Consider the following 14,253-nt stretch of genomic DNA (forward strand, 5'->3'; position numbering starts at 1 on the left):
ACTCCCGTACCTGATCGGATCAGGCGCGTTCGGGAATGGCTCTCAGCAGGGCGGTCAGCAACTGCCAGTATTGGCCGACGCTGGCGATATGCACCTGTTCGTCCGGCGAGTGCGGCCCGGTGATGGTCGGCCCGATGGAAACCATATCCATATCGGGATAGGGTTCTTTGAACAGTCCGCACTCCAGACCGGCATGAATAACCATGATGTTCGGGGTTTTGTTAAACAGCTTCTGATAGGTTTCCCGCACCAGCTGCATAACCTGAGAGTTCGCATCCGGCTGCCAGCCGGGATAGCCGCCTTTGGGCGTGGTTTCGGCGCCGGCCAGTTGGCCCAGCGCCGTCAGCGTGCCGACCACGGCGTCTTTGCCGCTGTCAATCAGAGAGCGGATCAGGCAGTTAATTTCGGCCTGTTTTTCGTCCGTGGTAACCACGCCGATGTTCAGCGAGGTTTCCACCACGCCTTTTACCACGTCGCTCATGCGGATGACGCCATTCGGCATGGCGTTCAGCAAGGCCAATAGCCGCGCGCCGACGTCTTTGGTCAGCGCCTGCGCGGTACTGTCTGATTCCTCGACCAGCAGGGTGAGATTTTTCTCCACTACGGACAGCTCGTTTTTCAGCAGCGACAGGTATTCCTCACTTAGCGCCTTGAATTGCCCGACGTTGGCCGTCGGCAATGCCAGCGTGGCGAACGCCTCGCGCGGAATGGCGTTGCGCAGCGTGCCGCCGTTCAGCGCGAGAATGCGGATATCCAGCTTGTCGGCCTGTTCGAACAGGAAGCGCGCCAGCAATTTATTGGCATTGCCCAACCCCAAATGAATATCGCAGCCGGAATGGCCGCCTTTCAGCCCCTTGAGCGTCAGGGTCAGCGTCTGGTAACCGGCAGGCAGCGCTTCGCGCTCCAACGGCAGCCGGGTGATGAAGTCGATGCCGCCGGCGCAGCCCATGTAAACTTCGCCTTCTTGTTCCGAGTCGGTATTGATCAGAATTTCGCCCTGCAACCAGTTGGGTTGCAGACCGAACGCGCCGTCCATGCCGGACTCCTCGGTCATGGTCAGCAACACTTCCAGCGGACCGTGCTTCACGCCGCTGTCGGACAGCACGGCCAGCGCCGACGCCATGCCGATGCCGTTATCCGCGCCCAGCGTGGTGCCGCGCGCTTTCACCCACTCGCCGTCAATGTACGGCTGGATGGGGTCTTTGGTGAAGTCGTGCGCGGTATCGTTGTTCTTCTGCGGCACCATATCCAGATGCGCCTGCAACACCACCGGCTTGCGATTTTCCATTCCCGGCGTCGCCGCTTTACGCAGCAGAATATTACCGACTTGATCGCGCTCGGCATGAATGCCTTTCTCTTGCGCCCAGGCAAGGATATGCGCGGCAAGCGCTTCTTCATGGTAAGACGGATGTGGAATAGAGCAAATTTTGGCAAAAATGTCCCACAGCGGCTGCGGGGTAAGCTGAGACAATTCAGACACTATTAACATCTCCTTTTCGGCAGGCCGGTCGGCGCGGCTGGCGCGCGGGCGCTGCAAATTGCAGGTGAATGACTGTCGGATAATCCGGCATGGCGTGTGAAAACAGAATATCATTTTCCGCCGGTTCTGGGGCATGTTGCGAAAGAGTTATTTCATGGCGTCTGGAGGTTCCACCCTTTACCGGGAATCGCGTTGAGCAGCAGTTGGGTATATTCATGCCGGGGGGACTGGAATACCTGATGCGTCGGCCCCTGTTCGACGATTTCTCCCGCCTTCATCACGATCACCCGATCGCAGATTTGCGCCGCCACCCGCAGGTCATGGGTGATAAAAATCAGCGACAGGCCGAGGCGCTGGCGCAGTTCCGCCAGCAGACGCAACACCTGCGCCTGGACGGAAACGTCCAGCGCGGAAACCGGCTCATCCGCCACCAGAATGCGCGGCTCCAGCGCCAGCGCTCTGGCCAGACCGATCCTCTGCCGCTGTCCGCCGGAAAACTCATGGGGATAGCGATGGATCGATTCGGGATCCAGCCCGACCAGCGAAAATAACTCTCTGGCTTTTTGCTGCGCCTGCTTGCGCGATGCGCCGTGGATTTCCAGTCCCTTGCCGACGATTTCCCCCACCGTCTGGCGCGGATTTAACGAGGCGAAAGGATCCTGGAACACCATCTGCACGGTGCGACTCTGTCGGCGTTGACGCGTTCGATTGCTGCCGTCATGGCGCTGGTCCGCCAGCGTAATCTCGCCGCTGTCCGGCTGATAGAGCCGGACAATACAGCGGGCCAGCGTCGATTTGCCGGAACCGCTTTCGCCGACGATGCCGAGCGTGCTGCCCTGCGGCAGCGTCAGGCTGACGTCCCGCAGCGCGTGCGATACCCGCCGGTTGCGCGGCAGCCAGCCTCCCTGGCGGAATGTTTTGCTGACGTGCTCTAATGTCAGGATGTCCTGACTGGAGACCGCCGGGCGCGATGCGCCGGGGCGAAAGGACGGTACGGCGGCGATCAGCGCCTGAGTATAAGGATGCTGCGGGGCGTTGAGGATTTGCTCCGCCGGCCCCTGTTCTACCACTTCGCCGTGCTGCATGACCGCGACGCGATCGGCGATGTCGGCGACCACGCCAAAGTCATGGGTGATAAACAGCACCGAGGTACCCTGACGCTGCTGCAATTCGCGTATCAACCGCAGGATTTGCGCCTGAGTGGTGACGTCCAGCGCGGTGGTCGGCTCGTCGGCAATCAGCACCCGCGGCTCCAGCGCCAGCGCCATGGCGATCATTACGCGCTGGCGCTGTCCGCCGGAGAGCTGGTGCGGATAGGCGTGCGCGGCGGACAGCGGGTCTGGGATCTGAACGTCGATTAACAGCCGTTGCACTTTTTCCGCAATCGCCTTGCGGGAAAGGGTCGGTCGATGGGTACGGAACATTTCGCCAATCTGGTCGGCGACGGTATGCAGCGGGTTGAGCGCCGTCATCGGCTCCTGAAAAATCATGCCGATCCGGGCGCCGCGTATTTTACGCAGCGCGCTCTCCGGCAGCGACAGCAGGTCGCGGTCTTCCAGCAAAATGCTTCCCGATTCGATGCGCGTCTGTTCCGGCAGCAGCCCCATAATGGCGCTGGCCGTCATCGATTTACCGGAGCCGCTTTCCCCCACCACGCACAGGATTTCATTTTCGCGCAGATCGAGCGACACCTGACGCAAGGCATAAGGCCGGTCGGCATTGGCCGGCAGTCTGACGCTGAGATCGGTTATCGACAGCAGTGTATTCATCGGTTTTTAAGCCTTGGATTGAGGGCGTCATTGATCCCCTGGCCGACCAGCGAGACCGCCAGCACGGTAAGTAGAATGGCGATGCCGGGAATGGCGGAAACATACCACTGTTCCCGCAGTACGCTGCGGCCGCCGCCGATCAGGTTTCCCCAGGAGGGAACGTTGGGGTCGGACAGATTAAGGAAGGCCAGCGCGCTTTCGAGCAGAATGGCGATCGCCATGATAACGCTGGCGTAAACCACGATGGGCGGTAGCGCATTGGGCAGAATTTCGCGAAAGATAATCGGCAGATCGCGCATTCCCAGCGAGCGGACGGCCTGAATGAATTCCCGGTTGCGCAGCGACATGAACTCGGCCCGCGTTAAGCGCGCCGCTGGGGGCCAGGAGACGATGCCGATAGCCAGAATCACGGTCTGCATGGTTGAGCCGAAGACCGCCACCAGCAACAGCAGCAGCAGGAAATTGGGCAGGATCTGAAAGGTTTCGGTGATCCTCATCAGCAGATCGTCGATGACGCCGCCGTAATAGCCGGCCAGCGCGCCGACCACGATGCCAATAACGATGGCGATCGCCGTGGCGACGAAACCGATCATCAGCGAAACGCGCGCGCCATGAAACAACTGGGCGGCGATATCGCGTCCGGCGTGGTCGGTACCCAGCAAAAAGCGCGGATTTTGCCACGGCCACTGTAGCGGCCGACCGGCCAGCCGCAGGGGATTTTCGGGAAAGAACAGATCGGCGGTCAGGGCCATGCCCACCACCACGACTAATAACGCGATACCAAATAACGACGCGGGACTGCGCGCGTAGCGCTTGAAAAAATCAATCATGACCGTTCACCGGAAATACGCGGGTCCAGTTTGGCGTAAAGCACGTCCACCAGAAAATTAATGCTGATAACCAGCAGCGCGGAGACGAAAACCACGCCTAACAGCGTGTTCAGATCGCGCTGCATCACCGATTCGTAGGCCAGGCGGCCCAACCCCGGCAGGGCGAAAACGCTTTCCACCACTACCGACCCGCCCAGCATGGTGCCGGCCTGTAGGCCGATTAACGTCACCAGCGGCAGCAGCGCGTTACGCAATATATGTCTGACGACGACGTTGGTTTCGCTTAATCCTTTGGCGCGGGCGGTGCGCACGAAATCCAGCGTGGCGACTTCCAGCATCGAGGCGCGCATGATGCGCAGATAGATCGCCAGAAATATCAGCGCCAGCGTCAGCGTGGGCAATAACAGATGCCGGGCGATATCCCAAATTCTCGCCCAGCCGCTGAGTCCGCCGGCAATGGTTTCAAATCCGCCGGAGGGCAGCCAGTCGAGATAGATGGAAAACAGGAAAATCCCCATCAGGCCGAACCAGAAAGAGGGGGTGGAATAGAAAATCAGCCCCAGCAGGGAGATCAGCGTGTCCGGCCAGCGATTCACGCGCCGGGCGGCGATGATCCCCAGCACCATGCCCATAAACACCGCCAGCCCGAGCGACGATCCCATCAGCAGCAGGGTCACCGGCAGACGCTCGATAATCACGTCGGCGACGGGCTTGCCATAAATGGCAGACTGGCCGAGATCCAGATGAACCAGACGCCACAGATAATCCCCCAGACGCACCGATACCGACTGATCCAGCGCGTAATACCGGCGCAGTTCCTCGATCATGGTGGCGTCGGCTCCGCCGACCTGCGCGACCAGCGCATCGACGGTATCGCCGGGCGCCAACTGCAAAAGCAGGAAAATACCGATCAGAATAAGCAATAGGGCGGGGATGGCGGCCGCCAGTCGGCGGCCGCAGAGTAATAACAAATTCATTGTTACGCCTCTAGCCAGGCGTCATGCCAACTACTCGACGGCCAGCGGGCGTTATTCAGGCCGTTGTGGAGCTTCTTGTTGACCACGGAAAGGAACTGGCGCTCGATGGCGAACCACAGCGGGAACTGTTCGTTGGCTTCGGCGACCAGTTGGGCGTACAGCGCCCGCCGTTTTTCAGGGTCGATCTCGGAAGCCGCGTCGTCGATCAGCTTATCGATAACGTCGGATTGCCAGCCATACTGATTGGTCCAGGGGGCGCCGTCCGGGCTGCCGGAGCGCAGCCACACGGTGGTGGATACCGCCGGGTCGCCCCGGTACTGATGCCAGCCGGTGGCGAGGTCGAAATTGTGCTCTTTATAGACCGCCGACAGCGAACCGGCATAGTCGTAGTTGGCGATATCGACCTTGATCCCCACTTCCGCCAGCGACTGCTGAATAAAGGTGGCGAACAGCGCGACGTCCTCGCCGTTGAGGATCGGCACCAGTTTCAGCTTAAACCGTTCGCCGTTGGCGCCGCGCGGATAGCCGGCTTCATCCAGCAGCGCTTCGGCCTTTTTGCGGTCGAAAGGATAGGGCTGGGCGCTGTCGGGCGGATAGAACCCGGTGGAGGTCGACGGGATAATACCGGTCGCCGGTTTTCCCTGGCCGTAGAGAAAGTTTTCGATGAAAAAGGGAATATCGATGGCGTGGGCCAGCGCCCGTCTTACGCGGATGTCGGCAATTTCCTTGCGGCGGAAATTGAATTCCAGCGTGTTGTTAAAGGTATTGGCTTCGGAGCCTTTGGCCGTCACCTCAAAGTCCGGATGGTTTTTCAGTCGGTCCAGATCGGCCAGCGACAGTTGGGAATAGGCGCTTAGCTGCAACTGGCCCGTTTCCAGCGCCGCCGTCGCGGCGGATTTATCGGTAATGATGCGCCAGACGATCCGTTCTATATAAGGCTGGTCCGGCCGCCAGTAGTCGGGGTTGCGCGTGGCGATAATATATTGCCCGCGCTGGTACTCGACGAACTTGAAAGGCCCGGTGCCGACAGGGGCGGTATTGGCCGGATTTTCCAGCACGTTGCTATTCTCGTAAAGGTGGCGCGGCACCACATAGCCCAGATCGGCCAGAGCGCGCAGCAACAGTTCGATCGGCATGGGGCGGGAATAGCGGAATATCACCGTATGGTCGTCGGGTGTATCCACGGCGTCGAGAAACTGTTGCAGGGCGGTGCTGTAGTTAAGCTGCTTTTTCCACAGTTCGAGCGCGTTGTACTGCACATCCTTGGCGGTAAAGGGTTTGCCGTCGTGCCATTTAACGTTCTCGCGCAGTTTGAAGGTGATGGTTTTACCGTCCTCCGTACTGTGCCACTCGGTGGCCAATTGCGGAACGATCGCGCCGTTGGCGTCCAGATCCACCAGGGACTCGATAATCTTGCTGGTAACGATATATACCCCGGTGGACGCGCGCAGCGCCGGGTTCAGAATGCGTTGTTCTCCGGCGATGTGTACCCCCAACGTGCCGCCTTTGACCGGCGTCCCCGCGGCGGCGTTGGTTTGCGCCGCGCTGAGGAAAGAGGTGAAGGGAAATGTTGCGGCCAGTGCGCTTGACGAGATCAGTAAACGTCGACGGGTTATATTCATTATGAAATCCCTGATTGAATTAAATAAAAGAAGACATCATTTCCTGAACGCAGGATAAAGTTACCGGTTATTTATTGGGAAATTACCATTTGTGCTATGGTTATGTGCTAAACACATATAACACATTGTTTTTATATGTGTTTATTGGGTTTATAAAGATAAAAAATCACTAACGGCAAGGTGTGAGCGAATTTTTAATGATCTTTAATAGCGATGAATCAGGAATGATAAAGGGGCATGACAAGGTCGTTGTGGGATCATGCTGTTCATCACGGCAATGATCTTGATGAAGCAAGAGCGCGCTTTAACGAAAATGGCCCGTTCGCTTTTCCCGGCGGCGCTCCTCCGGGCTGGGCAACAGCGGGGCGCAGGTCGCCCCGTGCTGAAAAATGAAGGTTACAGGGGATGCGCGGCGGACGGGGCAATGGTGACATCGTCGCGATTGGCGTAGATCACCACGCTGTCGCCGACAAACAATGTCCTGTAAGTCTCTTCGTCCGATTCAACCTGATAGCGCCGCCCGTCGGCCTCGACGTCCAGAATATATTTCTCGCTTTCCAGCGTATGCACCGGAACGTAACCATAAAAGTTATCAATCAGCGTGAGGCTGCGCTGGGCGGGAAGATAGCATCGATGCACGATTTTCCCCTGTAGCGATTCAGGTTTTTTCCACAAATGCTGAAAGTTGGATTTTAATTCCGCACAAAATAGCGCAACCAGTCCAATGACTAAAACAGTACTGATGACAGTAAGCTGTTCCTGCACCAAAGCATAAAATTCGGTCATGGTCTTCTCCGGTTGATTTGCCTTGCCTTCATTTAATATATTTTTCCGGCGGAGGCGTCCAATCTCTTTTTGTACTTAGTTATCGCCAAATTTTTGTTTAGACTGCGAGCAGGCGGAGTAAACGCGGCTATAACGCAGAGAAACGCTGGTTTTTGTGTCGTTGGATATCTATAATCCCGCGCAACCTTTTTCCCCTCAGACTCAACGTAAGCCATTTCTATTCGGCTGGGATATATTTTATGAGCGAAAAGTACGTCGTAACCTGGGATATGTTGCAAATTCATGCCCGCAAACTGGCGCAGCGCCTACTGCCTGCCGAACAATGGAAAGGCATCATTGCCGTTAGCCGCGGAGGCCTGGTTCCCGGCGCGCTGTTGGCGCGTGAACTGGGGATTCGGCATGTTGATACGGTTTGTATCTCCAGCTATGACCATGATAACCAGCGTGAAATGAACGTGCTCAAGCGCGCAGAGGGTGATGGCGAAGGCTTTCTCGTCGTCGATGATTTGGTTGATACCGGCGGGACGGCGAAAGCCATTCGCGAAATGTATCCCAAAGCTCACTTCGTCACGATTTTCGCTAAACCGGCCGGTCAACCGCTGGTTGACGACTATGTCGTCGATATTCCTCAGAATACCTGGATCGAACAGCCGTGGGATATGGGCGTGATATTTGTTCCGCCGTTGTCTGACCGCTGATACGCGCGCGTCGTTTTATCTGATTCCCATGCCCGGTGACGCCGGGCATTGCCGCCTCATGCCAATGCCGCTCTCTCATTTATGGGCGAATTGAGCTCATTATGTGCCTTTGTGCTGATTTGTGCGCGCTGTCGTTTGTCTTCACTACGATGAGTTCGTTACACTCGGGACTAAGTTTAGTGTCGCTGATATAAGGGAGACTACTGTGGCGCAAGCTAAAGCTAACCTGTCTGAAATCCTGTTCAAACCATCCTTCAAACATCAGGAAACCTCAACACTGGTGAAACGCGCCAGCCGCGACCGAAATGCGTTGCGCAGCCACTCCACGCTGGAGGGGGAAAATAACAGTCACTGGTACCGCATACTGAATCGGTTGATGTGGATCTGGCGCGGCGTCGCCCCCTGGGATATCGAAGACGTACTGGCGCGTATCGCCGCCAGCAAAGCGGAAAGAAGCGCTGAGCAATTACTGGATACGGTTATCGGCTATCGCAGCGGAAACTGGATTTATGAATGGGTCAAGCAGGGCGCGAGCTGGCAACAGCAGGTCACTGACGATGGCGACGCACAACAGAACGGCCGTTATTGGCTGAATGCCGCGAATCTGTATAGCATCGCGGCTTATCCCCATATTAAAGGCGATGAACTGGCCGAACAGGCGCAGACGCTGGCCAACCGTGCTTATGAAGAGGCCGCGAAATACCTTCCCTATGAGTTAAAGGAACTGACGTTCCCGATCGAGGGCGGCGGTTCGCTGACCGGATTTCTACACCTGCCGCATAAAGGCGAGGCGCCTTTCCCGACGATACTGATGTGCGGCGGTCTGGAAATGCTGCAAAGCGATTATTATCGTCTGTTCTGCGATTATCTGGCGCCGGCCGGGATGGCCATGCTGACGATTGATGTGCCGTCGGTGGGGTTTTCCTCGCGCTGGAAACTGCATCAGGACTCCAGCTTCCTGCATCAGCAGGTGCTGCGGGCATTGCCGGATGTGCCGTGGGTGGACCATTGCCGCGTCGGCGCGTTTGGCTTTCGTTTCGGCGCCAATATCGCCGTGCGGCTTGCGTATCTGGAGACGCAGCGCTTGCGCGGCGTCGCCTGTCTCGGCCCGATAGTGCATCATCTGTTGTGCGACACGAAACGCCAGCAACAGGTACCGGAGATGTTTATGGATGTGCTGGCGAGCAGGCTGGGGATGCCGTTTTCCACCGACGAAGCGCTGAAAATTGAATTAAGCCGCTATTCGCTTAAAACGCAAGGTTTGTTGGGGCGACGTTGTCCAACGCCGATGCTGGCCGGATATTGGGATAACGATTTGGTTTGTCCGAAAGAAGAGGCGGCGCTGATCGTCAATTCATCACAGCAGGGAAAACTGCTGCCGGTGAATTTTTCCCCGGTCTATCAGAATTTTCATCAAGCGTTACAGCAAATCACGCGTTGGTTAGGCCAAAATTTAGCTTAGTTGATTGATAAATTATCATACTCTGCTAAAAAGGATGTTCAAACCGAGGAGATTGCCGAATGATGTTATCAAGTGGACATACGAAAAGCAGGTTGATGAAAAACTTTGCTTCTCTGGGCCCATACATACGTGAAGCGCAGTGCGAGGACGACCATTTTTTCTTTGATTGTCTGGCCGTTTGTGTCAATGTTAAACCCGCCCCCGAAAAACGTGAGTTCTGGGGCTGGTGGCTGGATCTTGAAGCGCAGGACCAGACGTTTGTTTACCATTATCGCTTTGGTTTATTTGATAAAAGCGGTAACTGGCGTGAAGAAAAAATCAAAGATAAAGAAGTGATGGATAAGCTGAAAAGTACGAAAGAAGCCTTTCATATTCGTTTGGAAACTCTCCTGCAATCTCTGGATCCGGCCTGTTCGTTAACCGCACGACCGTGATGCTTCCCGTCTGATCCCCGATTTATTCGCGGGCTTTCGCGTTGTGCCTGTTGGTATAATGCGCCCGGCCTGTTACAACGTTTTTCTTATTTATTCTTTTTTGATGACTTCAACGGCAGAAATATTATGAGCGGTAGCCAAACTTTGGTTGTGAAACTTGGCACCAGCGTGCTGACCGGCGGTTCACGTCGCCTTAATCGGGCCCATATCGTTGAACTGGTGCGTCAGTGCGCGCAGCAGCATGCGGCAGGGCATCGCATTGTTATCGTCACCTCCGGGGCGATAGCCGCCGGACGTGAGCATCTGGGCTACCCGGAATTGCCGGCCACCATTGCCTCCAAACAGCTGCTGGCGGCGGTGGGGCAAAGCCGGTTGATCCAACTCTGGGAACAGCTGTTTTCCATCTACGGTATTCATATCGGCCAGATGTTGCTGACTCGCGCCGATCTGGAAGATCGCGAGCGTTTTCTTAATGCGCGAGACACCATGCGGGCGTTGCTGGATAACCATATCGTTCCGGTTATTAATGAAAATGATGCGGTAGCGACGTTGGAAATCAAAGTCGGCGACAACGATAACCTCTCCGCGCTGGCGGCCATTCTGGCCGATGCGGATAAACTTTTATTGCTGACCGATCAGGCTGGCTTATATACCGCCGACCCGCGTAAAAATCCGGACGCTGAGCTTATTCGTGAGGTTACCGGCATCAACGATGCGTTGCGCAGCGTGGCCGGCGACAGTGTATCCGGTCTTGGCACCGGCGGTATGTCTACCAAACTTCAGGCGGCCGATGTCGCCTGCCGGGCCGGTATCGATGTGGTGATTGCCGCGGGCAACAAGCCGGGCGTGATTGGCGATGTTATCGAGGATGTCTCCGTCGGGACGCGTTTTCATGCGTTGGAAGCGCCATTGGAAAAGCGCAAGCGCTGGATTTTCGGCGCGCCGCCGGCCGGCGAGATCACGGTGGATGACGGCGCGCTGTCGGCGATCCTTGAGCGCGGCAGTTCGCTATTGCCGAAAGGGATCCGCGAGGTGACGGGCGATTTTTCCCGCGGCGAGGTTATTCGTATCCGCAGTCTGACCGGTCGTGATCTGGCGCATGCCGTGACCCGATATAATAGCGATGCGCTGCGGATGATCGCCGGACACCATTCCCAGCAGATTGCCGATATTCTCGGCTACGAATACGGTTCGGTGGCCGTCCATCGAGACGATATGATTATCAATTAAGGAGTACCCGATGCTTGAACAAATGGGCAAAGCGGCGAAAGCCGCGTCTTATCAACTGTCGGTGCTCAGTACGGCTGAGAAAGATCGCGCACTGGTCGCGATAGCCGATTTGCTGGAGTTGGAAAGCGCGCAGATCCTGTCGGCTAATGAGCAGGATGTGGCGCAGGCGCGGCAAAATGGCATGAGCGAAGCGCTGCTCGACAGGCTGCTGCTGACGACGGAACGACTGGCGGCCATTGCCGACGACGTTCGTCAGGTATGCCGCCTGGCGGATCCGGTGGGGCAGGTGATCGACGGTCGTATGCTGGACAGCGGATTAAAGCTGGAGCGCCGCCGCGTGCCGCTCGGCGTCGTCGGGGTGATTTACGAAGCACGTCCCAACGTCACGATTGATGTGGCAGCGCTATGCCTGAAAACCGGCAATGCGGTTATTCTGCGCGGCGGCAAGGAAACCTATCGCACCAATGCGGCGACGGTAAAGGTGATTCAGAAAGCGCTGGCGCAGACCGGCTTGCCGGCGGCGGCGGTACAGGCGATTGAAAGTCCGGATCGCGAACTGGTGAACCAGTTGTTGAAGCTGGATCGTTATGTCGACATGCTGATCCCGCGCGGCGGCGCCGGCCTGCATCGGCTCTGTCGCGAGCAATCGACAATCCCGGTCATTACCGGCGGTATCGGGGTATGCCATATTTATGCGGATGAAAGCATTGATTTCGACAAAGCGCTGACTGTGATTGAAAGCGCCAAAGTCCAACGTCCCAGCGCCTGCAACAGCCTGGAAACTCTGCTGGTGAATAAAAGCATCGCGGCCGACTTTCTGCCCGAGCTGAGCAAAAAAATGGCGACGGCCGGCGTCACCTTGCATGCCAGCGCAGCCGCGATGCCGTATCTGGCCGATGGACCGGCGCAGGTGGTGCCGGTGGAAGCGGTCAACTATGACGATGAATGGCTGTCAAACGACCTCAACGTCGCGCTGGTGAACGATCTGGAAGATGCGGTGGCGCATATCCGCGAGCACGGCACGCAGCATTCTGACGCGATTTTAACCCGCTCGCTGAGCAACGCGGAACGTTTCGTCCGCGAAGTGGATTCCTCGGCGGTTTATGTCAACGCCAGCACCCGTTTCACCGACGGCGGGCAATTTGGTCTGGGCGCGGAAGTGGCCGTCAGCACGCAAAAACTGCATGCGCGCGGCCCGATGGGATTAGACGCGTTGACGACATATAAATGGATAGGCTACGGCGACGATCTGGTTCGTCCATAACCGCGTTTTTAATCCGTAAAGTTATAGGGATCTCTGTTAATAGTATTGAAAATTATCAGAGATTCCCTATCTTCGCCACAGCGACTATAAAACCAGCAGACGAGAGGCAAACGCTTGACTTGCCCCCTCATTTTCAATAGTTTGTCACCCCGTAGTCCATCGTCATGCATTCGCCAAGACGATCTCAACGCCGATATAGCTCAGTTGGTAGAGCAGCGCATTCGTAATGCGAAGGTCGTAGGTTCGACTCCTATTATCGGCACCATCCTACCTATTTTAACGTCTCCCTAAGTCTACTCAAACACCCTTTAAATCCTTATAATACGCCGTTTCACGGCCCTTGTTGTCTCTGCTCGTCTACTCACGTTCACGAAAATCTACGGTGAGTTGGGGGCATCGGTGGGGGCATGTTGTATTCGGTCTAGAGGAGATGCCCCCAAATGAAGCTCAATGCCAGACAGGTCGAGACTGCCAAGCCTAAAGATAAACCCTATAAGTTAGCAGATGGTGGGGGCATGTATCTGGAGGTGTTCCCTAACGGCACCAAAAGCTGGCGCATGAAATACCGTATCGCAGGTAAAGAAAAACGTGTGGTGTTTGGTGTTTACCCGACCATTACCTTAGCTGATGCCAGAAGCAAAAGAGATGATGCTAAAAAGCTGCTGGTTAATGGCGTTGATCCGAGTGCGTTTAAGAAAGAAAGCAAACTAGCCCAAATCGAAGTAGTAAAAAACACCTTTCAGCAAATTGCGCTCGAATGGCACAACATGAAAGTGAAGAAATGGTCTGCGGGATATGCCTCTGACATTCTTGAAGCCTTCAACAAAGATGTCTTCCCGTTCATCGGTCAACGTCCTGTTGCAGACATCAAGCCGTTGGAATTGCTTAACGTGCTTAAAAAGATGGAAGAGCGAGGTGCGACTGAGAAAGCTAAGAAAGTACGTCAGCGGTGTGGTGAAGTGTTTCGCTACGCCATAGTTACAGGCAGAGCCGAGTATAACCCCGCACCAGATCTCACCAGTGCTATGCAGGGGCATGAGTCTAAACATTATCCATTCCTGACCATTGAGGAGCTTCCAGCCTTTTTTAAAGCCCTTGCTGGCTACTCTGGTAGTGAGTTGGTAGTGTTAGCCGCCCGACTAATGATCATCACTGGTGTTCGAACGGGTGAATTACGTGGTGCGTTATGGTCTGAAATTTATACTGATAAAGGGTTATGGGAAATTTCTGCCGAACGCATGAAAATGCGGCGTCCTCATATTGTTCCGTTATCCGTGCAGGCATTGGAAATTATTGAAAAAATCAGGGCAATGACTGGTAATTTTCATCTAATGTTCCCCGGTCGTAATGATCCAAGTAAAACAATGAGCGAAGCCAGTATCAATCAGGTGTTTAAGCGAATTGGCTATACCGGCCGCGTTACGGGGCATGGATTCCGTCATACCATGAGCACCGTTCTTCATGAACAAGGCTACAACACCGCATGGATTGAAACCCAGCTTGCGCATCTTGATAAGAATGCTATCCGTGGTACCTATAACCATGCGCAATATCTTGATGGCAGACGTGAGATGCTGCAATGGTATGCTGATTATATGGATAGCCTTGAGAATGGTGGCAATGTGATGCATGGGACGTTTAATCGACGTGCATAGAGGAAGCTGATGCTGAACTAAGGGCTATGTCTCGGTAGAGCGTAGC

At 55.8% G+C, this 14,253-nt stretch carries 12 protein-coding genes and 1 tRNA gene; 7 read left to right on the top strand and 6 right to left on the bottom strand.

What is annotated here, in order from left to right; all coding sequences use genetic code 11:
• Positions 1-19: 19 nt before the first annotated feature.
• The 6 genes from pepD to ABRZ26_RS17955 form a co-directional block, all read right to left on the bottom strand.
• Positions 20-1,480 (bottom strand): beta-Ala-His dipeptidase, encoded by a 1,461-nt coding sequence (gene pepD, locus ABRZ26_RS17930; protein WP_319605512.1) that lies wholly within the window; start codon positions 1,478-1,480, stop codon positions 20-22.
• Positions 1,481-1,632: 152 nt separating this feature from the next.
• Entirely contained in the window at positions 1,633-3,249 is a 1,617-nt protein-coding gene (locus ABRZ26_RS17935) for an ABC transporter ATP-binding protein (protein WP_319605513.1), read from the bottom strand.
• Positions 3,246-4,079 (bottom strand): ABC transporter permease, encoded by an 834-nt coding sequence (locus ABRZ26_RS17940; RefSeq protein WP_009111678.1) that lies wholly within the window; start codon positions 4,077-4,079, stop codon positions 3,246-3,248. The genes ABRZ26_RS17935 and ABRZ26_RS17940 overlap by 4 nt, the downstream gene beginning before the upstream one ends.
• Complete coding sequence (locus tag ABRZ26_RS17945; RefSeq protein WP_136167624.1) at positions 4,076-5,056, bottom strand: ABC transporter permease; 981 nt, start codon at positions 5,054-5,056, stop codon at positions 4,076-4,078. The genes ABRZ26_RS17940 and ABRZ26_RS17945 overlap by 4 nt, the downstream gene beginning before the upstream one ends.
• Before the next feature lie 2 nt (positions 5,057-5,058).
• Positions 5,059-6,678 (bottom strand): ABC transporter substrate-binding protein, encoded by a 1,620-nt coding sequence (locus tag ABRZ26_RS17950; RefSeq protein WP_319605514.1) that lies wholly within the window; start codon positions 6,676-6,678, stop codon positions 5,059-5,061.
• A 396-nt stretch (positions 6,679-7,074) separates the two neighbouring features.
• A complete protein-coding gene (locus ABRZ26_RS17955; protein ID WP_319605516.1) occupies positions 7,075-7,464 on the bottom strand; it encodes a hypothetical protein in 390 nt (129 codons plus the stop codon).
• 239 nt (positions 7,465-7,703) lie between these two features.
• Here ABRZ26_RS17955 and gpt point away from each other — a divergent pair, with 239 nt between their 5' ends.
• From gpt to ABRZ26_RS17990, 7 genes are all read left to right on the top strand, one after another.
• Entirely contained in the window at positions 7,704-8,162 is a 459-nt protein-coding gene (gene gpt / locus ABRZ26_RS17960) for a xanthine phosphoribosyltransferase (RefSeq protein WP_319605517.1), read from the top strand.
• A 205-nt stretch (positions 8,163-8,367) separates the two neighbouring features.
• Entirely contained in the window at positions 8,368-9,624 is a 1,257-nt protein-coding gene (gene frsA, locus ABRZ26_RS17965; protein ID WP_319605518.1) for an esterase FrsA, read from the top strand.
• Positions 9,625-9,683: 59 nt separating this feature from the next.
• Positions 9,684-10,058: a sigma factor-binding protein Crl gene (gene crl / locus ABRZ26_RS17970; RefSeq protein ID WP_319605519.1), complete on the top strand. Its 375-nt coding sequence runs from the start codon at positions 9,684-9,686 to the stop codon at positions 10,056-10,058.
• A 126-nt stretch (positions 10,059-10,184) separates the two neighbouring features.
• A complete protein-coding gene (gene proB, locus ABRZ26_RS17975; RefSeq protein WP_319605520.1) occupies positions 10,185-11,288 on the top strand; it encodes a glutamate 5-kinase in 1,104 nt (367 codons plus the stop codon).
• 10 nt (positions 11,289-11,298) lie between these two features.
• Positions 11,299-12,552, top strand: a complete 1,254-nt coding sequence (gene proA / locus ABRZ26_RS17980) for a glutamate-5-semialdehyde dehydrogenase (protein ID WP_319605521.1) — start codon at positions 11,299-11,301, stop codon at positions 12,550-12,552.
• A gap of 189 nt (positions 12,553-12,741) precedes the next feature.
• A tRNA-Thr gene (locus ABRZ26_RS17985) sits at positions 12,742-12,817 on the top strand.
• A 175-nt stretch (positions 12,818-12,992) separates the two neighbouring features.
• Positions 12,993-14,207 carry a tyrosine-type recombinase/integrase gene (locus tag ABRZ26_RS17990; RefSeq protein ID WP_319605522.1) on the top strand — a complete coding sequence of 405 codons (1,215 nt, stop codon included), beginning with the start codon at positions 12,993-12,995 and terminating at the stop codon, positions 14,205-14,207.
• Positions 14,208-14,253: the final 46 nt, after the last annotated feature.

This window comes from Brenneria sp. L4-2C (assembly GCF_040240335.1).
Taxonomy (GTDB): domain Bacteria; phylum Pseudomonadota; class Gammaproteobacteria; order Enterobacterales; family Enterobacteriaceae; genus Brenneria.